The sequence below is a fragment of the Cupriavidus sp. SHE genome, from assembly GCF_000812445.1.
GTDB lineage: Bacteria > Pseudomonadota > Gammaproteobacteria > Burkholderiales > Burkholderiaceae > Cupriavidus > Cupriavidus metallidurans.
In genome coordinates this window covers 22,980-42,389 of sequence record NZ_JWMB01000012.1, presented here as the reverse complement: position 1 = coordinate 42,389, position 19,410 = coordinate 22,980, and the positions used below count along the sequence as shown (strand labels likewise).

Annotated in this window: 22 protein-coding genes, 1 tRNA gene and 1 riboswitch; of the genes, 10 read left to right on the top strand and 13 right to left on the bottom strand. The window is 64.5% G+C overall.

Going from position 1 to position 19,410, the window contains the following annotated elements; all coding sequences use genetic code 11:
* Positions 1-12: 12 nt before the first annotated feature.
* The 11 genes from RN01_RS06130 to ybgC form a co-directional block, all read right to left on the bottom strand.
* Positions 13-858 (bottom strand): hypothetical protein, encoded by an 846-nt coding sequence (locus RN01_RS06130; RefSeq protein WP_017510708.1) that lies wholly within the window; start codon positions 856-858, stop codon positions 13-15.
* Positions 859-1,385: 527 nt separating this feature from the next.
* A tRNA-Lys gene (locus RN01_RS06125) sits at positions 1,386-1,461 on the bottom strand.
* A 69-nt stretch (positions 1,462-1,530) separates the two neighbouring features.
* Positions 1,531-2,646, bottom strand: a complete 1,116-nt coding sequence (locus tag RN01_RS06120) for a YeeE/YedE family protein (protein WP_017510711.1) — start codon at positions 2,644-2,646, stop codon at positions 1,531-1,533.
* 70 nt (positions 2,647-2,716) lie between these two features.
* Positions 2,717-3,400: a 7-cyano-7-deazaguanine synthase QueC gene (queC, locus tag RN01_RS06115; protein ID WP_017510712.1), complete on the bottom strand. Its 684-nt coding sequence runs from the start codon at positions 3,398-3,400 to the stop codon at positions 2,717-2,719.
* A 190-nt stretch (positions 3,401-3,590) separates the two neighbouring features.
* Complete coding sequence (ybgF, locus tag RN01_RS06110) at positions 3,591-4,349, bottom strand: tol-pal system protein YbgF (RefSeq protein ID WP_017513193.1); 759 nt, start codon at positions 4,347-4,349, stop codon at positions 3,591-3,593.
* Positions 4,350-4,366: 17 nt separating this feature from the next.
* On the bottom strand, positions 4,367-4,876 hold the full coding sequence (pal, locus tag RN01_RS06105; RefSeq protein ID WP_011517248.1) for a peptidoglycan-associated lipoprotein Pal: 510 nt from the start codon (positions 4,874-4,876) through the stop codon (positions 4,367-4,369).
* Between the two features lie 19 nt (positions 4,877-4,895).
* Positions 4,896-6,236 carry a Tol-Pal system beta propeller repeat protein TolB gene (gene tolB / locus RN01_RS06100; RefSeq protein WP_011517249.1) on the bottom strand — a complete coding sequence of 447 codons (1,341 nt, stop codon included), beginning with the start codon at positions 6,234-6,236 and terminating at the stop codon, positions 4,896-4,898.
* A gap of 213 nt (positions 6,237-6,449) precedes the next feature.
* Positions 6,450-7,532 (bottom strand): cell envelope integrity protein TolA, encoded by a 1,083-nt coding sequence (gene tolA, locus RN01_RS06095; RefSeq protein ID WP_017513191.1) that lies wholly within the window; start codon positions 7,530-7,532, stop codon positions 6,450-6,452.
* A 23-nt stretch (positions 7,533-7,555) separates the two neighbouring features.
* A complete protein-coding gene (tolR, locus tag RN01_RS06090; protein WP_008642269.1) occupies positions 7,556-7,993 on the bottom strand; it encodes a protein TolR in 438 nt (145 codons plus the stop codon).
* Positions 7,994-8,017: 24 nt separating this feature from the next.
* A complete protein-coding gene (gene tolQ / locus RN01_RS06085) occupies positions 8,018-8,701 on the bottom strand; it encodes a protein TolQ (RefSeq protein WP_011517252.1) in 684 nt (227 codons plus the stop codon).
* Positions 8,698-9,102, bottom strand: coding sequence for a tol-pal system-associated acyl-CoA thioesterase (gene ybgC, locus RN01_RS06080; protein WP_024569957.1), 405 nt, complete (start codon positions 9,100-9,102; stop codon positions 8,698-8,700). Before ybgC ends, tolQ begins: the two co-directional genes overlap by 4 nt.
* Before the next feature lie 166 nt (positions 9,103-9,268).
* Positions 9,269-9,371: riboswitch (ZMP/ZTP riboswitch) on the top strand.
* A gap of 182 nt (positions 9,372-9,553) precedes the next feature.
* Here ybgC and glyA point away from each other — a divergent pair.
* The 10 genes from glyA to RN01_RS06030 all read left to right on the top strand — a co-directional run bounded on the left by glyA (position 9,554) and on the right by RN01_RS06030 (position 18,118).
* Complete coding sequence (glyA, locus tag RN01_RS06075; RefSeq protein ID WP_017513189.1) at positions 9,554-10,801, top strand: serine hydroxymethyltransferase; 1,248 nt, start codon at positions 9,554-9,556, stop codon at positions 10,799-10,801.
* 143 nt (positions 10,802-10,944) lie between these two features.
* Complete coding sequence (gene nrdR / locus RN01_RS06070) at positions 10,945-11,412, top strand: transcriptional regulator NrdR (protein ID WP_011517254.1); 468 nt, start codon at positions 10,945-10,947, stop codon at positions 11,410-11,412.
* Between the two features lie 275 nt (positions 11,413-11,687).
* Entirely contained in the window at positions 11,688-12,077 is a 390-nt protein-coding gene (locus RN01_RS06065) for a hypothetical protein (RefSeq protein WP_029700236.1), read from the top strand.
* Complete coding sequence (locus RN01_RS06060; protein WP_024569958.1) at positions 12,074-12,934, top strand: PilW family protein; 861 nt, start codon at positions 12,074-12,076, stop codon at positions 12,932-12,934. Before RN01_RS06065 ends, RN01_RS06060 begins: the two co-directional genes overlap by 4 nt.
* Positions 12,928-13,488, top strand: a complete 561-nt coding sequence (locus tag RN01_RS06055; RefSeq protein WP_017515986.1) for a pilus assembly protein — start codon at positions 12,928-12,930, stop codon at positions 13,486-13,488. The genes RN01_RS06060 and RN01_RS06055 overlap by 7 nt, the downstream gene beginning before the upstream one ends.
* Positions 13,488-15,302 carry a hypothetical protein gene (locus RN01_RS06050; RefSeq protein WP_024569959.1) on the top strand — a complete coding sequence of 605 codons (1,815 nt, stop codon included), beginning with the start codon at positions 13,488-13,490 and terminating at the stop codon, positions 15,300-15,302. The genes RN01_RS06055 and RN01_RS06050 overlap by 1 nt, the downstream gene beginning before the upstream one ends.
* Positions 15,299-15,766, top strand: a complete 468-nt coding sequence (locus RN01_RS06045; RefSeq protein WP_017514440.1) for a type IV pilin protein — start codon at positions 15,299-15,301, stop codon at positions 15,764-15,766. The genes RN01_RS06050 and RN01_RS06045 overlap by 4 nt, the downstream gene beginning before the upstream one ends.
* Before the next feature lies 1 nt (position 15,767).
* Complete coding sequence (locus RN01_RS06040; RefSeq protein ID WP_017514439.1) at positions 15,768-16,292, top strand: GspH/FimT family pseudopilin; 525 nt, start codon at positions 15,768-15,770, stop codon at positions 16,290-16,292.
* Between the two features lie 44 nt (positions 16,293-16,336).
* Complete coding sequence (gene ribD, locus RN01_RS06035) at positions 16,337-17,458, top strand: bifunctional diaminohydroxyphosphoribosylaminopyrimidine deaminase/5-amino-6-(5-phosphoribosylamino)uracil reductase RibD (RefSeq protein ID WP_017514438.1); 1,122 nt, start codon at positions 16,337-16,339, stop codon at positions 17,456-17,458.
* A gap of 27 nt (positions 17,459-17,485) precedes the next feature.
* Positions 17,486-18,118, top strand: a complete 633-nt coding sequence (locus tag RN01_RS06030) for a riboflavin synthase (protein WP_017514437.1) — start codon at positions 17,486-17,488, stop codon at positions 18,116-18,118.
* 129 nt (positions 18,119-18,247) lie between these two features.
* On the opposite strand, the gene RN01_RS06025 is transcribed toward RN01_RS06030, so the two are convergent.
* The gene (locus RN01_RS06025; RefSeq protein WP_011517263.1) at positions 18,248-18,439 is read right to left on the bottom strand and encodes a YjfB family protein; all 192 of its coding nucleotides are present in this window, start codon (positions 18,437-18,439) and stop codon (positions 18,248-18,250) included.
* A 129-nt stretch (positions 18,440-18,568) separates the two neighbouring features.
* Positions 18,569-19,405 (bottom strand): alpha/beta fold hydrolase, encoded by an 837-nt coding sequence (locus tag RN01_RS06020; protein ID WP_223277286.1) that lies wholly within the window; start codon positions 19,403-19,405, stop codon positions 18,569-18,571.
* Positions 19,406-19,410: the final 5 nt, after the last annotated feature.

Sequence of the window (19,410 nt, the reverse complement as noted above, 5' to 3'; positions counted from 1 at the left end):
TCAACCGCCATGTCAGCCCATCAACACCATAACCAGCATGACGCCATTGACGACGGCGAGCGCGCCGAGGAGGAACGTCGCATGTGACATGTGATGCAACCGGTCGGCCAGCAACCGAACCGATATTGGCGCCACGTTGCGACCCCTGCCGTGTGCCAGTACCCAGGCACACATGCAGAGAACGGCCACCGGCAGGATCAGCCAGGCGAGCACCCAGGGCGGAACGTCACGCGCCGCATGTGCCGGGACGACGGATGGCGCAAGCATCACAAGCTCACTACGGACAGGGGGCGAGAGCGACGGGGGCGGCTCCGTCGACGCGACGGACAATGCCCTGATCGCTGGCGACAACATCCGCGCCGGCGCGGGTGCCGGTGCCGGTGCCGGTGCCGGTGCCGCTGCCGCTGCCGCTGCCGCTGCCGGTGCGGCTGTCGGCGGACGGTTCGCCGTCGAAGCCATGGTCCTCGCGGCCGCGGGATGCTCGACAGGTCGCCGAGCAGGCATTCGCCGCCAGTCCGCGAACACCTCGTCGACGCACGTGACCGTCTCGCAGGCGTTGCGCTTCCTGCGCCAGGCCGCGAGATCGGCCGTGCTCAGCGTGCCCGCGTGCAGCATCCGTTGCTGGTCCGCGTAGATGCGTTCGTAGGCAACGTTGAGCATCGCGTACTCGCAGATCAGCCGCTCGCCTGACGCCAGCCGGGCAGCCGGGCGCGCGCAATAACTGACCGACGGATCGACACATCGGACGGTACTGGCCTGGTAGTTAGGCGGACAGACGATCTCGGACGCCCGCGCGCTGCTGATGGCTGCGAGGCCCAGGGCAAGAAGAATGGCCAGCCGGCCTGCGAGCCGCTTCATGACATCCTCTCATCGGTCCTTCGCCATGTTGTTTGCGACGACCAGCCTGGAGATATCCGGATTAAATACCATGATCGACTGCGAGCCAAAGCCCGAGACGCTGCCACGCAAGTAGCGCGCAATTGGCGCAACGATCACTTGTGACGTGGCCTGCCCAGCAAGCTCTCCGCCATCGTTGGCACACGGACGCCCATCACGCCCATCACGCCCATCACGCCCGAAGCGCCATCAGCGCCATCAGCGGCGATGCAATCGGACTCGCACCCCATTGCCCGAGCGGACAGTGACGCGCCCCACCACCTTGGGCACGTGCGTAGGGTCCGCATCCACCCGATAACGGCGCACGATGCTGGCCAGGATCAGTTCGGAGCCAGGTCCCACGATGTCGCTTTGATAACAACCATATTTGCCGCGAAGGGTGCCCGCACCGTCCGCCGCGCCAAGCCACGCGCCTCGCCGTTGGCACTTCGTTGACAGCGCCAAAACAAAAAGGGCCTGTGACTTTCGCCACAGGCCCTTCGTAATGCTGGTGGGTCGTGCGTGACTCGAACACGCGACCAACGGATTAAAAGTCCGCTGCTCTACCGACTGAGCTAACGACCCGCAAAAACTGAATCGGCGATTATAGGGATGCCCCTACTGACTGTCAAGCCTGACGACTCGTCCAGCGCTTCAGACCATGCGTTCCAGCCGCCAGATCTGGTACTTGAACGCCAGCACTGCCCCGACGATGATCGCGGCGAAGGCGATGAACGAACCGACTGCCAGCGTCGACACGCCCGACAGCCCCTGCCCCACGGTACAGCCCAGCGCCGTGACGCCGCCAGCGCCCATCAGGATACCCCCGACCATATGGTTGGCCACATCTTCGGCATTGCCGAATCCCTCCCAACGGAACGTGCGCGAGGCCAACGCATAGGCTGCCGCGCCAGCGATTACGCCGAACACGCTGACAATGCCGATCGTCAGCACCTTGCTCTTGTCGCTGAACATCATCAGCCAGTCGAGGGTGTACGCATACGGCGCCACGAAGCTCAGGCTTTCCATGCGACCGCTGTTGCTGGCCACGAACAGCTCCTCGAGCGTGTTCGGGTCCTCGGACACATAGCCGATATGGCCCGATACGTACCACATGCCGACGATAATCAACCCAACCGCCAGCCCGCCCAGCAGGTTGTCGAACGTGCGAAAACCGTTGCCGAGCAGCGCCCAGATAACCAGCACGGCGCCGATCACCACACCCAGTGCCAGTTGCAGCGTGCCGCGCGCCAGGCCGGTGCCGTGCGCGATGAGCGACGGCAGATCCTGCGTCACCGGCAGTGTGACAGCCACGGTATCGACGGTACTCACGCGCACCACGCCAAACAGGCCGCGCAACGTCATATAGGCCGAGAGCCCCAGGAAGACGAACACCACCAGCGACTTCAGGTTGCCGGCGCCAATCCGTACAAGCGTCTTGCTACCGCAGCCCGACGCCAGCACCATGCCGAAGCCGAACATCAAGCCGCCCACTGCCGCAGACAGCCAGCCGAGCCTGGCCGAGGTGTAGATCGTCTTGGTCGGGTCGATCAGGCCAGCCCAGGCCAGCACGCCAGTGCCAATCATCGCCACGCCAATGGCCATGATCCACATACGCATGCGACTCCAGTCACCGATGTTGACGATGTCCGAGACGGCGCCCATCGTGCAGAAATGCGTGCGCTGCAGGATTGCGCCAAACAAGAAGGTCAGAACGAAGGTGCTCAGCAGCACGGTGCGCGTAAGCGCTGGGATATCGATATCGGGCATGTCGGACCGGGGGTGGCTCGTGGATTTCTGTCTGGAGGGGGCACTCTGGCGGCGCCCCTCTCTTCTTCAATCAGTTGGAGGTCTGGTAACGGGTCGGATCGGGCACGCCGGCGGCCTCGAACCCGGCCCGGCGAATCCGGCACGAATCGCACACGCCGCACGCGCGGCCATCGTCATCGGCCTTGTAGCACGAGACGGTCAGTCCGTAGTCGACGCCGAGCTTCACGCCAGCGAGAATGATCTCGGCCTTGGTCATGTCGATGATCGGAGCATGCACGTGAAAGCGATCGCCTTCCACACCAGCCTTCGTGGCCAGGTTGGCCAGCGTCTCATAAGCAGCGACATATTCGGGCCGGCAGTCCGGATAGCCGGAGTAGTCGACGGCATTCGCGCCGAAAAACAGGTCGCGTCCGCCGATTGCCTCGGCCCAGCCAAGCGCCAGCGACAGCATGATCGTATTGCGCGCCGGCACGTAAGTGATCGGAATTCCGCCTGCGGCGCCGTCGGTGGGCACGTCGAGCGCGTCATCGGTCAGGGCTGAGCCACCGAAACGGCGCAGATCGAGGTCGATGATTTCGTGGCGCTTCGCGCCGAGTTCGGCCGCCACGCGTTTGGCCGCTTCAAGCTCGGACGAATGGCGCTGGCCATAGCGCATGGACAGCGCATAGGTTTCGAAGCCGGCCGCGTTGGCCATGGCGAGGACGGTGGCGGAATCAAGGCCGCCGGAAAGCAGAACGATGGCGCGTTTGGTCATGATGATTGCGCGCGGAACAAGCGCGCTGTAATACGCCCGGATTGGGCGAAGCGCGTATTTTAGCGCGGTGGCCGGCTCGACAGGATCAGGCTCGGCTGATGGCCTGAATCCCACGGCGATTGATGTGCGGCAGCGCAAAGAAAAAGGCCCGCTCGCGCGGACCCTTTCCTGGACTACATACCGGTATCGGTTACTTCAGCGTCTTCAGCCGGTTGCTCGCGGCCTGGGCGCCTTCAGTCCCCGGATATTTCGCCACCACGGCTTCCAGTGTCTTCTTGGCCGCAGCCTTCTGGCCAGACTCGAACTGGTTGTTGGCGATGGCGATCATGGCGTCCGGCGCCTTCGGGTGCGTCGGGAAGTTCTTCACCATGGTATCCAGCACGTAGGTCGACCCCTTGTAGTCGCGCTGCGCGTAGAGCGAATTGCCGAGCCAGAACTGCGCCAGCGGCAAGTACGGGCTTTGCGGATACTTCTTCGCAAACGCCGAGAAGGCATTGCCCGCGCCCTTGAAGTCGCCCGACTGGAACTGCTTCACCGCAGCGTCGTACTCCGGCTTCTCGGTCGGCTGGGCGATGCCCTCGCGCCCTTCCACCGTCACCTGCTGCGGCTCGAATTTCTTCAGGCGCGCATCCAGGTCAGCGTAGTAATCCTTCTGCTGCTTCTGCAGCGTATCCACCGTGTTTTGCAGCACTTCATTCTGACCGCGCAGTCGGGCGACCTCTTGGCGCAGACCTTCGAGCTGGTTCTGCGCGTCGAGCAGGGTCCGGCTGTTCTGGTCGATGCGCTGGGATGCCGTGGCCTGGAAACCGTTGAACTGGTCCCGGATCTGGATCACCGCACGGCGCGCCTCGTCGTCGTCAAAGACGCCGGCGTGCGCGGGAATGGCTGCCAGCAGGCCACCGCCGGATACAGCGGCCAGCCATAGCAGCGTGGAAACGCGAGCATTCATGAAGAATTATCCGTGGATCAGTAAACGATATCGGCGCGACGGTTCTCGGCCCACGAGGCATCATCGTGACCGGTTGCCTTCGGCTTTTCCTTGCCCAGGCTCACAGCTTCCATCTGCGAGTCAGGCACGCCCATCGCAGCCAGCGAACGGCGCACGGCTTCGGCACGCTTCTGGCCCAGTGCCAGGTTGTACTCGCTGGTGCCACGCTCGTCGGTGTTGCCCTGGATCAGGATCTTGCGGCTCTTGTTGCTGCCCAGGTACTGCGAGTGGGCTTGCAGCATGCCTTGGTAGTCCTGCTTCACGGAGTAGCTGTCGAAGTCGAAGTACACGCTGCGCTTGGCCAGCGGGCCGTTCGGGTCGTTCAGCGGGTCACGCGAAACATCGACCGGCGCCACATTGCGTGCGTCGGTGGTCGCGCCGGTGCCGGCGCCGGACTTCGATGCGTCGTCGAGCTTCACACCCGAGCTGCAGGCGCCCAGAGCCAGCAGAGCGGCAATGGCGAGCGATTTGGTCATCATTTGGGACATGGCGAGAGACTCCTCTTTTTTACTGCATGAAAGGCCCCCAGGACGGCTCTCGAACAGCGCCGGACTGGAGAGACAGAACCTGCTTGGTGCGTCCGTCCGTGGAGACTGCCGCCAGTACGGAGCGGCCGCCCACGCGGGTGGCATAGAGAATGTACTTGCCGTTGGCCGCGAAGCTCGGGGATTCATCGTTGGTCGTATCGGTGAGCGACGTCACATCACCGTTCGACAGGTCCTGTAGTTGCAGCCTGAAGCCACCGCTGCGCGAAATGTAGGCCAGGTACTTGCCGTCCGGCGAGATACGCGGACTGACGTTGTAGCTGCCCTTGAAGGTCACGCGCTGCGCTGCGCCGGATTCCTCGCCAGACGCCGGCATACGGTAGATCTGCGGCGCGCCGCCGCGATCGCTGGTGAAATAAATGCTGCGGCCATCCGGGGAGAACTGCGGCTCCGTATCGATGGCGCTGCTGCGGGTCAGGCGACGCAGGCCTGAGCCATCGGCGTTGACCTGGTAGATCTGCGTGTTGCCGTCGCGGGAGAGCGACACGGCCAGGTGCTGGCCATCGGGCGACCAGGACGGCGCGCTGTTGTTGCCCTTCTGATTCGACACCACAACACGCTTGCCCGTTGCCAGGTCATGCACGTAGACCACCGGCTTCTTGGCTTCGAACGAGACGTAGGCCACGCGGCGGCCATCGGGCGACCACGCTGGGGAGATGATCGGTTCGGTGCTGGTCAGCGCGATCTGGGCGTTCTGGCCATCCGAATCGGAGATCAAAAGCTGGTAGCGATTGCCCACCTTCGACACATACGACAGGCGCGTGGCAAACACGCCGCGCTCGCCGAGCAGCTTCTCGTAGATGTAGTCGGCGATCTTGTGCGCGGTCACGCGGAGCTGGCCCTGCGTGACGGTGAATGCCAGACCGCCGAGGCTCTGCCCCTTGGCGGTGTCATACAGGCGGAAACGCACCTCGTACTGGCCATTGCTGGTCGGCGTCACGCTGCCGGCCACGAACGCGTCGGCGCCCTTCGCCTTCCAGCTGCCCAGGTCCACCTGGGCCGATTCGGCCACGGTCGCACCTGCGGGGTCGACGTTGCGGAAGCGTCCGCTGTTCGTCAGGTCGCTGCGAATGATGGCGGTCAGGTTCTGCGGGGCCTGGGCCTCGCCCTGGAAGTTGGCGGTCGCTACCGGGAACTGGTTCGAGCCGACACCGGTGATCTCCACGTTCAGTTGCGCGTGCGCCGCGCCCGCCGACATCAATGCCGCAGCCAGCCACGCCATCAAGGCATGGCGGCTCTGGTCTCGGGTGGGATTGGCGTTCTGGCGTCGGGATAGCCAGTTGGGGGCCCAAAGCTTTCGCATGCTGCTCCTCAGTCGATTTCAGGTTTCATCGTTGCGGCGGCACAGCAAACACGGCGAGACGGGCGACATGCGGCTTGGCATGGCCCCACAAGCGTACGTACTGCACGCTGCCGGCCGCGTCAGGCAACCATTTATGGTAGCGGTGGGACCTAACGCCCACGATGAAGGTTGCATTATGTTGCAAAACATGGCGCTATCGACACGGTTCGCCGTTCAACCCTTCGGTCTGAACGTAATCGTGAAGTTCGCGGGTGCCTTGCCGTCCTCATCGCGCGGCAGCGGATCGGAGCGGTGCACTGCACGCAGCACGGCGTTGTCCCAGTCCGAATTACCGCTCGACTTGGTCAGCCGCGCCGACAGCAGCGAACCATCCGGCGCCAGCGAGACCGACACCACGGCTGCAGGATTGCCCTCGACATCGCCACCAAAAATGATGTTGGGCTTCACGAGGCGACGCACGCGGTCGGCGTAGCCCGGCGAAGCCTTGCCTCCCGATCCGGCGCCCGAACCCGCGGCGCTGCCGACGCCACCGCCGGACGAAACGCCGCCACCTGCCATTGCCTGCAGGCGGGCCAGTTCGCTCTTGCGCTGGGCATTGGCCGCGGCGTCACGCTTGGCCTTGGCATCGGCGTCGGCCTTCGCCTTGGCTTTCTGCTCGGCATCGGCCTTCGCCTTGGCATCCGCGTCGGCCTTGGCCTTGGCCTTCTGATCGGCCTCTGCCTTCGCCTTGGCGTCCGCGGCTTCCTTGCGTTCCTGGTCGGCCTTCTTCTTCGCGTCTTCCTTGCGCTGCGCCTCTAGCTGCTGCTGACGCAGGTCTTCCTTGCGCTGGGCTTCCTTCTTTTCCTGGTCTTTCTTTTCCTGTTCCTTCTTCGCCTGGTCCTTGCGCTCCTGCTCCTTGCGCGCGGCCTCCTGCTTCGCCGCTTCGCGCTCGGCGGCCTCTTCGGCCTGCTTGCGCTTCTGGCGTTCCAGGGCGATATCGGCCGCTTCCTCGACCTTGCTGCGCACGGCAGGCTCGGGGGGCGTGGGACGCGGCTGCTCCACCGGGCGCGGCGGCGGCGGCGGCGCAGGCGCGACGTCCGGCACCTCTTCCCAAAGCTCCGCCTCGGCACCCACCGGCGTGCTGCTCTGCCAGTGCACGCCGTAGTACAGCACGATGCCGAGCAGCAGATGCATCACCAGCGCCAGCAGGAACGAGCGAAGCGTGCCGCGTTCCTTGACTGGCTGGTACGGATAGGCGGCGGCTTCCACCGCGCGCGCGGGCCGTTGATGCGGATGACGGGACGAAAGGCTGGCCACTTTGAGTTGCGACGTTGGGGCGCTTACTTGGACTTCACCATCAGGCCGACGCGCTTGACGCCATCGGCCTTCAACACGGACATCACGTCGAGCACAGCTTCGTACTTGACGGAGCGGTCGGCGGCGATCACCACCGGCTGGTCCGGATTTTCATTCTGACGCTGGTGCACGAAATCGATCAGGCCGCGCTTGTCGAGCTTGCGCTCGAACGCGTTGCCAGCGTTGTCCTTGCCACGCGCGGTCAGCTCGCCGTCCTCGTGCACGGTGACGATGATCGGCGGCGTCTGTTGCTGCGGCGTGGCATTGGCCACCGACGGCAGGTCCACCACGGCCGGGTTCACGATTGGTGCTGCCACCATGAAGATAACGAGCAGCACGAGCATCACGTCGATATACGGCACGACGTTGATTTCCGCACTGGCCCGACGGCGTGATCCGCCGCGGCGCTGAATGGCTGCCATGACTGGTGCTCCCCCGCTCTCGGTTTAACGCGTCTGGCGCTGAAGGATGTTCAGGAATTCTTCCATGAAGCTTTCGAACCGGATGGCCAGACGGTCGATTTCCGTGGCATACCGGTTGTAGGCGATCACGGCCGGGATGGCTGCAAACAGGCCGATCGCGGTGGCCACGAGTGCCTCGGCGATACCAGGCGCCACCGACGCAAGAGTCGCCTGCTGCACATTCGACAGACCACGGAATGCGTTCATGATCCCCCAGACCGTGCCGAACAGGCCGATATAAGGGCTGACCGAACCGACCGACGCCAGGAACGGCAGGTGCGATTCGAGCACGTCCATTTCGCGCTGGTACGCGGCGCGCATCGCGCGACGGGCGGCGTCGAGCAGCGCGCCGGCCTCATTGCCGCGTTCGCGTGCCTTCAGGAACTCGCCCATGCCCGATTCGAAGATCCGTTCCAGGGCGCCGGTGTTGTGACGATTGTTGACCGCACTGTTATAGAGCGCCTGCAGGTCGCCGCCTGCCCAGAAATCGCGCTCGAAGCCCTCGGTCTGCGTGCGCGCGGCGCGCAGTGCCAGGTGCTTGCGGAAAATGTAGGTCCACGAGAACAGGGACATCACCAGCAGCAGGGCCATGACGGCCTGTGCCAGCAGACTGGCGTGAAGTACCAGCGAAATGATCGACAGGTCTTGCGTGACGGTCACTGGATTCATCGAGCGTTTTTGATAGTGGCGAGAACAGGGGCAGGAATCGGGGTCGGCCGGAACGTGCTTTTATCGACACATCCGACTCGAATTTGGCCGGCGGCCAGCATCAGCTCGCCACGCCAGGCTTCCTGGGCAAATTGGACCGACGCCGGTCCGACGCGTTCGATATGCGTACGGATCTCGAGCTGGTCGTCCAGCCGGGCGGGCGCATTGTATTCCACAGTGGTGCTGCGGACGATGAAGACCACGCCGGACGAATCCGCGAGGCTCCGCTGTTCGACGCCGAGCGAGCGCAGCCATTCGGTCCTGGCCCGTTCGAAGAATTTGAGGTAGTTGGCGTAGAACACCACGCCGCCTGCGTCGGTATCTTCCCAATACACGCGCAGCGGCCATACGAAATTTGGCATGGCGGGCATTGTAACGGAGTGCACTGGTAAACCCGTGTGTGACTTTGCAACAGCAAGTTGCGAGCCAATCCTCGCCAGGCCTTGCCGGATCAGGGCCGAGCGCGCATCCGGGCCGGCCATCGTCTTGCAGCAAGCCGCTTGCTCGCGTAAACTCTGCGGCAACCATTCCACCTTGCGCGACTGGCGAAGTCAGTGGGTACTACCACGAGGAAGCGCAAGTTCATTGGGCGTGATATTCGATGCGCCTGCCGCTCGCCTGGGCAGCGAATGGGAAGCAGGGTGCGCCCTGCACCGGCTGGTCGCGTTTTCGCGCCCCCGGTGCTGGACGCCAGTGCCTTCCCCGCGCGCCCTAATACGCGAAAATCCCGCAATACAGAGTAGCGTCGACAGGCATCCGGTTTTCGTACCGGCCGTGCCATCCGCTCTCCCTTTTAAACAGACGAGTCACGCCATGTTTGAACGTAGCCGCTTCACGATCGAGCAGATCGACCCCGAAGTCTTTGCCGCGATCCAGAAGGAAAACCAGCGTCAGGAAGACCACATCGAACTGATCGCTTCCGAGAACTACACCTCGCCGGCCGTGATGGCCGCCCAGGGTTCGCAACTCACCAACAAGTACGCCGAAGGCTATCCCGGCAAGCGCTACTACGGCGGTTGCGAGTACGTGGACGTGGTGGAGCAGCTCGCCATCGACCGCGTGAAGCAACTGTTTGGCGCCGAAGCCGCCAACGTGCAGCCGAACTCGGGCTCGCAGGCCAACCAGGGCGTGTTCTTCGCCATGCTCAAGCCGGGCGACACGATCATGGGCATGAGCCTGGCCGAAGGCGGTCACCTGACCCACGGCATGGCGCTGAACATGAGCGGCAAGTGGTTCAACGTGGTCAGCTACGGCCTGAACGCGCAGGAAGACATCGACTACGACGCGCTGGAAAAGCTGGCCCACGAGAAGAAGCCGAAGCTGATCATCGCCGGCGCCTCGGCCTTCGCGCTGCGCATTGACTTCGAACGCATCGCCAAGGTTGCCAAGGCTATTGGTGCCTACTTCATGGTGGACATGGCCCACTATGCCGGCCTGATCGCCGCCGGTGTGTACCCGAACCCGGTGCCGCACGCCGACTTCGTGACCACCACCACCCACAAGAGCCTGCGTGGCCCGCGCGGTGGCGTGATCCTGATGAAGGCCGAGCATGAGAAGGCCATCAACTCGGCCATCTTCCCGGGCATCCAGGGTGGTCCGCTGATGCACGTGATCGCCGGCAAGGCCGTGGCCTTCAAGGAAGCGCTGCAGCCGGACTTCAAGGCGTATCAGGAACAGGTGGTCAAGAACGCCGCCGCACTGGCCGAAACGCTGATTGCCCGCGGTCTGCGCATCGTGTCGGGCCGTACGGAAAGCCACGTGATGCTGGTAGACCTGCGCGCCAAGAAGATCACCGGCAAGGAAGCCGAGAAGATCCTCGGCGACGCTCATATCACGGTGAACAAGAACGCGATCCCGAACGATCCGGAAAAGCCGTTCGTCACCTCGGGCATCCGCCTGGGCTCGCCGGCCATGACCACGCGCGGCTTCAAGGAAGAAGAAGCCCGCCAGGTGGCCAACCTGCTCGCCGACGTGCTGGACAACCCGCACGACGAGGCCAACATCGCCGCCGTGCGCGAACAGGTTGCCGCACTGACCCGTCGCTTCCCGGTCTACGGCTGATTCGCCAGTCGATCGCGCTATAGTTAGCGCACACGAACGGCGCTGCCACCTCAGAGGTGGCAGCGCCGTTTCAACAACCGCAGGACCGCAACAGAAATCGAAGATGCAAATGCGGTCAGGCTCTTACTTTCAGGTGGTCAGGCATGAAATGCCCCTTCTGCGGTCATTCCAGCACTCAGGTTCTTGACAGCCGCGTCTCGGAAGATGGCGATACCGTGCGCCGCCGACGCCGCTGCGAAGCCTGCGACCGCCGCTTCACCACCTACGAGCGGATCGAGCTGTTCTTTCCCGCCATCGTCAAGAAAAATGGCTCACGCGTGGACTACGCGCGCGCCAAGCTCAAGGATTCGATGCGGCTGGCACTGCGCAAGCGGCCAGTTTCCGCCGAGGCCATCGACGAAGCGATCACTCGCATCGAAGAAAAGCTGCTGGCTCTGGGCGAGAAGGAAATCCCGAGCAGCCAGGTCGGCGAGCTGGTCATGCGTGAGCTTCGCAAGCTCGACAAGATCGCCTATATCCGCTTTGCCTCCGTGTATCGCAGCTTCGAGGACGTTTCCGAATTCCGGGAAATGCTCGACGAATTTTCGTCATCCACCCCACGAAAGGGGTAATAAGGACCGCAAAAAAGCTGGCTGATCACCACTTGCCGCTCTTGGCTAGAGACAGGCAAGCGAGCGCGCGTGCAAGTCCGCCTCATGGCGTGGCGCAACCCGGATCTCGAATGCCAGACGCGCGTGATGTCACGCCCCTGACGCCTCTGGCACTCACTCGGATGTTTCCGGGCTCGACTCGGAAACACACTGACACCAATCCTCCACAGCCAGACACGTCCTGACAGCATCCCCGCCGTTATCGTGGCCTTCCGTTCCAATCGAACCGATACGCCATGGTTGCCCGCCTTCACCCCTGCTCCCCTTCGTTGACTTCGTGCCGAGGTCACGTCCTGTTCGAAGCATTGCTGAGCCTGGCCTTCATCGGCCTGGGCGCGATACCGCTGGGGATGCTCGGCACGGTCTCGCTGCGCTGGACCGGTGAACAGGAACGCCTGACCACCGCACTGATGCGGGCCGCTGAACTGGCCGAAGCAAGTGCGATGGCATTGCAGCCACCCGGCAACGACGCGCTCCCGATCCCACTTTGCGGATTGGCCGAGCAGGACAAGCGTTGCGTGCCAGACAAACGCCTCGCGATCGCAGCCATCGAGAGCCGTTCTCCGACGGATGCAGCCGGAGTCGACACCATGCCTACCCGGCTGGCATTGTGGGTGGCGCCATGAGGGCAAGTTCGCAGCATCACGGCTTCACCTTGGTGGGCATGATGATCGGTGTCGCGCTTGGCACGATTGCAATGCTCGCTGCGCTGACCATGTGGCAGGTCATGCGGGACGCCTATGCCAGTGTGGCAGACGGGATCGAGATCGAAGAGCGCGGTCAGCGCGCATTGGCCATCATCGCGCATGCGATCCGGCATGCGGGCTGGATTCCCGCGCATGTTGCGCTGGAGCCCGCACACCCCGCCCCGCAGGTGCCGCTTGAAGGCCGTGACGATTGTGGTGCGCCATCGATCGATGACGGGCTGGAATGTGGGCGACGCGGCGTCCGTGGCAGCGATGCACTGCTCGTGCGATTTTCCGGCAGCGGTCGCGAAACCGATCCAAGCCTGGCCGACGGCACGATGACTGACTGCAGTGGCTACGCGCTGCCCGCAAAAACAGTTGGCGACGGCATCGCGCCGCCAGCACACCATGCCGCGACCAACGTCTTCTATATCGGCAACGGTAGCGACGGCGTTCCCCAGTTGCTGTGCCGTTACCCGCGCCGCAGCGACAACCGCGCGCAGGCACACGCCTACACATCCGGCACCCTTGTGCGCGGCGTCGAGTCGATGCAATTGCGTTTCGGCATTGTCGATGAGGGCGATGGACAGGGCGAGAGTGAGCGCGTCCCCGCTCTGCTTGACGCTCAAGACGTGGCGCGACAGCGACAACTCGCCTGGCATCACGTGCGAGCGGTACAGGTCACGCTCGTCGTTCAGGGACACCGCCCGACTGTCAGTCGCGCGCCGAGACAACGAACCTTCACCACGACTGTTCGTCTACGCAATCCGTCTCCATGCCGGGAAGCCCTATGCTGAACCTTCGCCCACATTCCGGCGCGGCGCTGCTGGCGTTCCTCTCCACCCTGCTGCTGATGATGGCTAGCATCGGCGCCGCCGCCGCGCACCTGCTGTTTGCCGGGCGAAGCATGACGAGCCAGTGGCTGGACCGCGAGATCGCCTTCCGCGCGGCCGAGGTGGCGCTGCTCGACGCGGAAGCGGATCTCATCGCCGCCATCGCGGAGGCCGGCGGCGGGCGACTGGCGTCATGGCCAACGCCCGGAACGTGCGGGACGGGAGCACAACGCGGACTGTGCATGGCCGATGGTGACATGGCAGCATGGATGCCTTGGCTCGAGGGCAATTTGCCCGCAGATCTCGGCATCGAAGCCGGCACGTTCACAGGTACCACCATGCCAATCCTGCCCGCCGATGTCATCGGAGCGACCACGGCGCCGCGTTACCTGATCGAACCCCTCGATGATCGAACCGGCCTAACGGCCGACGCCTGGCCGCGCTTTCGCATCACGGCGCTGGGCTTTGGGCGCGACACTGGCGTCCGAGCGCTGCTCCAGACGGAGTTCCAGCCGTGATGCGCCATCGCACATGCTTCGGCGGCATCGTCATCCTGGCACTTTGGCTGGGCGTGACCGCCCCCAGCTATGGCTCCATGGCCGGTCAGCTTCCGCTCAGCTATCGCATCTCGGCAGGCAGTTTTCCATGGACCGGCCGGCTCCATGCAATCGCCTTCCGCACCGCGCGCATCCACACTTCCACAGTGCTCACGAAATGGGAGGCGGGCACCGAGCTCGACCTGCGCGATTCCGCTTCGCGCAGGCTTTACCTCGGTGGTGATCGTCTCGTGCCGCTCCATTGGCGCTCCATTGACGCCGACGCCCAGGCAGTACTTCACACCCCCGAGCCCAGTGGCAATGGCACGAGGCGGCTTGCATGGTTGCGAGGCGACAGGACGGACGCCACACTTCGCCCGCGCGACACGCGATTGGCCAGCGGCGCCGGCGCCCGCGTGCGCGTTGTGGCAGCCCCAGCCTGGCTGCCGATGCAACCGGGACACGCCCAATTTCGCCTGCGTCACGCAAGCCGCCCAGTCACCGTCTGGATCGGTACGCGCGACGGCATCGTGCATGGCTTCGATGCCGTGACCGGCAAGGAGCTTGCAGGATTCCTCCCGCGCGCCGCGCTAGCCGGCTCCGCCGCCCTCACCGTACCGGGCAGCGCCATGCCCGTGGCGCCTTGCCCGCGCCCGGATAGCATCGACGCGGATCCATCCGGCGTCTGGCGGACGCTGTTGTTGTGCGGCATCCCGTCGACGGACAGGCAGCCGGCCGCCGTGTTCGCCCTGGATGTCTCGTCACCGGAAAGCGAAGCGCCGATCCGGCTGCTCTGGGAAATTCCTGCTTCCGAGACGTTGCCATTGACAGGCCAGGGCCCGATCCGCGCACTCATGTGGATCGAACACGGCGCACGTCGCTGGGCCGCGCTGACCATTGTCACCGCGGCACCGGAAACCGGCTCACCTGCCGGGATTGCCTTGCTGCCGCTTGACCGGCCCATCGTGAATGGACTCCCATCCGGCACGGTGCCAAGGCTATATCTGCCCTCAGCCGGATGCGGTGCCGACACCACCGGGACCCGGCTGCTCGCAGCCAGCGTACTTGCCAACGCAAGTGGCCACGCTCGTGCCGCATACGTCGTCGACGACACGGGCAGACTTTGGCGATTCGGACTCGATCACCTTGGCGCGACGCAGCAGGCGGAGCCAGCACGATGCCTGCATCGTCAGCGCGGAAGTGCCACCGCCGAGGCACCAATCGTCATGCATCCGTCCAGCGGACCGCTCGTCATCTACGCGGGCGGTGGCGAGCTTTCCGCAATTCCCGATGGGCGCGGTCCGCGCGGCAACCCCTCACGGATCGACGCCAGCGTGTCAGGCGATGGCGTGATCTTCCGAACGGGCCAGCCCCAATTGGACACCGGCGCGAATGGCTGGACTCTTGCACTCCCCCATCCTGGGGAATCGATCACGACGCTGGACGACGTTGGCCCTGCGCATCTGAGCTTCACCACGCTAACACCCGACGGGCGCACTCGTAGCTACCTGATCGAAGCGGCCAGCGGGGAGTCGGTCATGCAGACGGCCCCGGACGGTACGCTCGTGCGCGCCGTAACCGGTGTGCCGTTCGATGACCGGTTCGGCACGCCAATCGCCGTGGCATCGCCAACCTCGAACGGCGGGCCGGTCGTGCCCGGCAGCTCGACCTTCGACACATTCGAACTCGGCATCTGGCAGGTCGACGGCAGCACCGCGCATCTCGCGCAGAACACGCACTATCGGCGCCGGCGCGGACGCCTTGGCTGGCGCGAACTGATCCGGACCGAGCCATGAACCTCGCTCAACTTAGAAGCATCAGTGGCCACCAGACCGGCTTCAGTCTTGCCGAACTACTGGTGACCCTGCTGATCGGCGCGATCCTGTCGACGCTGGCGATGCCCGCATGGCGACATCATCTGGAACGCGCGTGGCGCGTACAGGCACGGACCGAGCTGGTTTCCGCGATGCTCTCACTCGAGCGGCACGCCCTGCTCACCACCTCGTTCGCCAGCACACCGGGCGCGGCGACACCAGCCGGCCAGTGGCCGCGTCCCGTACCGCCCCCACCAGCCCACACGCGCCACTGGCTGACTGCCACAAGCTGTGCCGGACTCGATCTGTCGCGTTGTGTGGAGATACGCGCCACCCCAGTGCATGTGGACAAAGCGTGTGGCACGCTGGTCCTGCGCAGCAATGGCGAGTGGCTCTCCATGCCCACGGCGGACGCCGCCGCCATTCCGTTGCCTTGGGAGTGCTGACATGCGAACCACAGGCCACGCGTCCCGAAACGCCAAACGCGGCGCCACCTTGCCCGAACTGCTGATCTCGTTGGCCATCAGCGCGATCCTGGCCATCGCCGCGTGGCCGGTGCTTCGCAACCTGACTGCGGAGCAGACGGTGGCCCATGCCGCGGACCGGCTGGCCGCGTCACTGGCGCTGGCACGCACAATGGCGGCCAGTCGCCGCGTTGAAGTGCGTATCGGCCCCCTGGCAGGCGCCCACACGCTGGATGGCGGCTGGCAGTTGGACAGTGACGTGGAGCCTTCGCTCGCGGTCGTCAGAGCCAGCGACCCGTGCCTGCGGATCACGCTCCGCAGCACGGCGGGCCCTGCCGGCGCACAAAGCCTGCGCTTGACACCTGTGGGATACTCACGGTCTGAGCAAGGCGGCTTTCTGGCCGCCACGTTCCAGTTGCGCTGCCACCGCGCGCAGCGTCAGGTCCGGCTCGGTGCCCAGGGGCGCATCCGGATCTGCCGGCCCGGCACCGATGTCGATTGCGACTGACCGGACCGGATTCCCGACAAACCCTTTGGCCAGAATCCCACGCCATGTTTTCCGCCGCTGACTACACCGCCATGGAACAGGCCCTCGCGCTCGCCGCGCGTGGCATGTTCACCACCACGCCGAACCCTCGTGTCGGCTGCGTGCTGATGAAGGACGGATTGGTCATCGGGGAAGGCTACACGCAACCGGCCGGCCAGGATCATGCCGAGATCCAGGCCATGAAGGACGCGATCTCGCGCGGCCATGATCCCGCTGGCGCCACCGCCTACGTCACGCTGGAACCGTGCAGCCACTTCGGCCGCACGCCACCATGTGCCGACGCGCTGGTGCGCGCAGGTATCGCGCGCGTGGTGGCTGCCATGGAAGATCCGAATCCCACCGTATCCGGCCGCGGCCTGCAGCGCTTGCGCGACGCGGGCATCGACGTCCGCTGCGGGTTGCTGGAAAAGGAAGCGCGGGATCTCAATATCGGCTTTATCTCGCGCATGACGCGCGGACTTCCCTGGGTGCGAGTCAAGGTAGCTGCATCCCTCGACGGCGGCACTGCGCTGCACGATGGTACAAGCCAGTGGATCACCGGCCAGCCCGCACGCGACGACGGGCACGCCTGGCGCGCCCGGGCCTGCGCCATCCTGACCGGTATTGGCACCGTCCGCGACGACAATCCGGCACTGACCGTGCGTGCCATCCCGACGCCGCGGCAGCCGCAGCGCGTGCTTGTCGACTCACGGCTTGAAGTGCCGCTCGACGCGCAGATCCTCAACCGCGATACCGGCGACTTCGCCAAACCCGTGCTGGTCTTCTGTGCCATCGAAGACAAGGCCCGCCAGCGCGCGCTCGAGGCACGTGGCGTCGAAGTCGTGGTACTGCCCAATCCGCATGGCAAGGTGGAACTGCGCCGCATGCTGGAAGAACTCGCGCGGCGAGGCATCAACGAACTTCACGTGGAAGCGGGTTTCAAGCTCAATGGCTCACTGATCCGCGAAGGCTGCGCGGACGAACTGCTGGTCTACCTGGCGCCGAAGCTGCTTGGCGACGCGCAGGGCATGTTCAACCTGCCGCCGCTGTCGAAGCTTGAGGACGCGACCGAATTCCGCTGGCACGAAGTGCGCCAGATTGGCGACGATCTGCGCCTTATCGCGCGCCGCGCCGATACCCAACACTGAACAAACACACACATCGAAGAGGCAAGCATGTTTACTGGCATCGTGGCGGCGGTTGGCCGCATCGAAACCGTCTCCCCGTTCGGTGACGTCAACGCAGGCGTGCGCCTGCGCGTGGCGGCCGGCGATCTCGACCTGTCCGACGTCGGCATCGGCGACAGTATCGCCATCCAGGGCGCGTGCATGACCGTGGTAACGCTGGGCGCGGGCCAATTCGACGTCGACGTGTCACGCGAATCGCTCGACAAGACCGTCGGCCTCGACCAGCCAGGCCGCGTCAATCTGGAAAAGGCGCTGCGTCTGGCCGACCGCCTGGGCGGGCACCTGGTGTCGGGTCACGTGGACGGACTTGGCGAGGTCGTTCGCTTTGCACCGGTGGGCGAATCGCATGAGCTCCGTATCCGCGCGCCGCGCGAGCTGGGCCGCTATCTGGCCTACAAGGGATCGGTGGTGGTCAACGGCGTGTCGCTGACCGTCAACAGCGTCAGCGATGAAGCCGACGGCTGCGTGTTCTCGATCAACCTGATTCCGCATACCGTGGAAGTCACCACGCTCAACGAGCTGGCACCGGGCAAGCGCGTGAACCTCGAGATCGACCTGATCGCGCGGTACGTGGAACGAATGCTGTCGGCATCCGCCGACGCCGGACAACCGCTGGTCTGACAATCGATGGCGCCGGTAGCTGCCGGCGCCTCTTCCCGGCGCCCACCCGACGTCCACCGGCGCAATGCAGAACGGCCACTGGCAATTCGATTGCCAGTGGCCGTTCGCTCTTGCTGCGCTGCGTGAGGCTCAGACCTTGATGTCGATGTTCTGACCCAGATGCGGCGGATTGCTGCCAGCCGATCCAACACCGGGCATGGATTGCAGCAGTTGGGCCACGCCCTGCGACTGCAGGTCGAGCGTCTTGCGTAGCATCGTGAGGCCTACGGGATCACTACCTGGGTCTGAGGCGTTCAGCGAACTGACGATGGAATTGATCATTGGGTTCTGCCTGATTCAAGTTTGACAAGTGCGGCACGGCAGGCGCGAACACTTGCGCCATTCAGCCGCATCCATGTTGTCGGCAGAATTCCGGCATGACTTGAGCGCGGGTCTATGAGCGCGGGCCTTTTACTCGTCGCCCTTCTCGCCCACCGTCTCCGCAGCCTTGCGCGTGGCAATCCAGTCGCCAATCGCCCGCATGACCACCTGTTCGCGTCCCACGAAGCCGTGCTGGGAGAACGCCTCGCAAGGCTCTCCACGCGCCCCCTTCGACCCCAGCACCGTGATCAATGGAATGTTTCCACGCCGGGCCACGATACTCCGGTACTGCGTCAGCGGACACGGGTCATCCTGATGGTGGACAAACAACTGATCGACATGCGTCGCCGTCCAGTCGAAGTTCCACATCGGCAGGCCGTGCGCATTGCGATTGCGGCCTGCGCGTGGGTCAGTAATAGTGGACGTGTGCACCGCGCCGTCGATGCGGCCATCGAGCTTGCGCGCCAGGAAGGCGCTCGACACGGTGCCATAGCTCGTGCCGATCAGGTAGACCTTGCCAATGCCAAGGTCCGCCTTGAGCTTGTCGATCGCCGCGCCTACGTCGACCGCATACTGGTCCGACGTCCGGTAGTCGTCATCGCAGTTGCTCCAGCAGTCCTTCGGGCAGTCGACCATCACCGTCATCACCTGATCGCTCACCAGATGCCGGCGCGCGCGCACCAGGAAGTTGCCGCGAAGCTGATAGACCGGCGCCCCGTTCTGGACTTCGACCCGCAATACGCCGGGATAGCCCGGAAACAGCAGCGCCGCCGTCGAAGGGCTGGAGCCGGGCTTCTTGCTGACCACGAGACTCAGCTCGGTGCCTCGCGGCAGGCTTACCGTCGTGACGCTCTCCTCGAGCGCGGCTTCCTGCGCCATCGTGCGGGGGCTCATGAAGACACCCAGACACAGTGCGACGATCGTCATTACGT

Coding starts and splice junctions, on each gene's coding strand:
- ybgF (WP_017513193.1), bottom strand. CDS start 4,349: ATGAATGCTCGCGTTTCCACGCTGCTATGGCTGGCCGCTGTATCCGGC.
- RN01_RS06130 (WP_017510708.1), bottom strand. CDS start 858: ATGAAGCGGCTCGCAGGCCGGCTGGCCATTCTTCTTGCCCTGGGCCTC.
- RN01_RS06045 (WP_017514440.1), top strand. CDS start 15,299: ATGAACCTCGCTCAACTTAGAAGCATCAGTGGCCACCAGACCGGCTTC.
- tolR (WP_008642269.1), bottom strand. CDS start 7,993: ATGGCAGCCATTCAGCGCCGCGGCGGATCACGCCGTCGGGCCAGTGCG.
- nrdR (WP_011517254.1), top strand. CDS start 10,945: ATGAAATGCCCCTTCTGCGGTCATTCCAGCACTCAGGTTCTTGACAGC.
- RN01_RS06020 (WP_223277286.1), bottom strand. CDS start 19,405: ATGACGATCGTCGCACTGTGTCTGGGTGTCTTCATGAGCCCCCGCACG.
- RN01_RS06060 (WP_024569958.1), top strand. CDS start 12,074: ATGAGGGCAAGTTCGCAGCATCACGGCTTCACCTTGGTGGGCATGATG.
- tolB (WP_011517249.1), bottom strand. CDS start 6,236: ATGCGAAAGCTTTGGGCCCCCAACTGGCTATCCCGACGCCAGAACGCC.
- RN01_RS06120 (WP_017510711.1), bottom strand. CDS start 2,646: ATGCCCGATATCGATATCCCAGCGCTTACGCGCACCGTGCTGCTGAGC.
- glyA (WP_017513189.1), top strand. CDS start 9,554: ATGTTTGAACGTAGCCGCTTCACGATCGAGCAGATCGACCCCGAAGTC.
- ribD (WP_017514438.1), top strand. CDS start 16,337: ATGTTTTCCGCCGCTGACTACACCGCCATGGAACAGGCCCTCGCGCTC.
- RN01_RS06065 (WP_029700236.1), top strand. CDS start 11,688: ATGGTTGCCCGCCTTCACCCCTGCTCCCCTTCGTTGACTTCGTGCCGA.
- ybgC (WP_024569957.1), bottom strand. CDS start 9,102: ATGCCAAATTTCGTATGGCCGCTGCGCGTGTATTGGGAAGATACCGAC.
- RN01_RS06025 (WP_011517263.1), bottom strand. CDS start 18,439: ATGATCAATTCCATCGTCAGTTCGCTGAACGCCTCAGACCCAGGTAGT.
- RN01_RS06030 (WP_017514437.1), top strand. CDS start 17,486: ATGTTTACTGGCATCGTGGCGGCGGTTGGCCGCATCGAAACCGTCTCC.
- RN01_RS06040 (WP_017514439.1), top strand. CDS start 15,768: ATGCGAACCACAGGCCACGCGTCCCGAAACGCCAAACGCGGCGCCACC.
- RN01_RS06050 (WP_024569959.1), top strand. CDS start 13,488: ATGCGCCATCGCACATGCTTCGGCGGCATCGTCATCCTGGCACTTTGG.
- queC (WP_017510712.1), bottom strand. CDS start 3,400: ATGACCAAACGCGCCATCGTTCTGCTTTCCGGCGGCCTTGATTCCGCC.
- RN01_RS06055 (WP_017515986.1), top strand. CDS start 12,928: ATGCTGAACCTTCGCCCACATTCCGGCGCGGCGCTGCTGGCGTTCCTC.
- pal (WP_011517248.1), bottom strand. CDS start 4,876: ATGTCCCAAATGATGACCAAATCGCTCGCCATTGCCGCTCTGCTGGCT.
- tolQ (WP_011517252.1), bottom strand. CDS start 8,701: ATGAATCCAGTGACCGTCACGCAAGACCTGTCGATCATTTCGCTGGTA.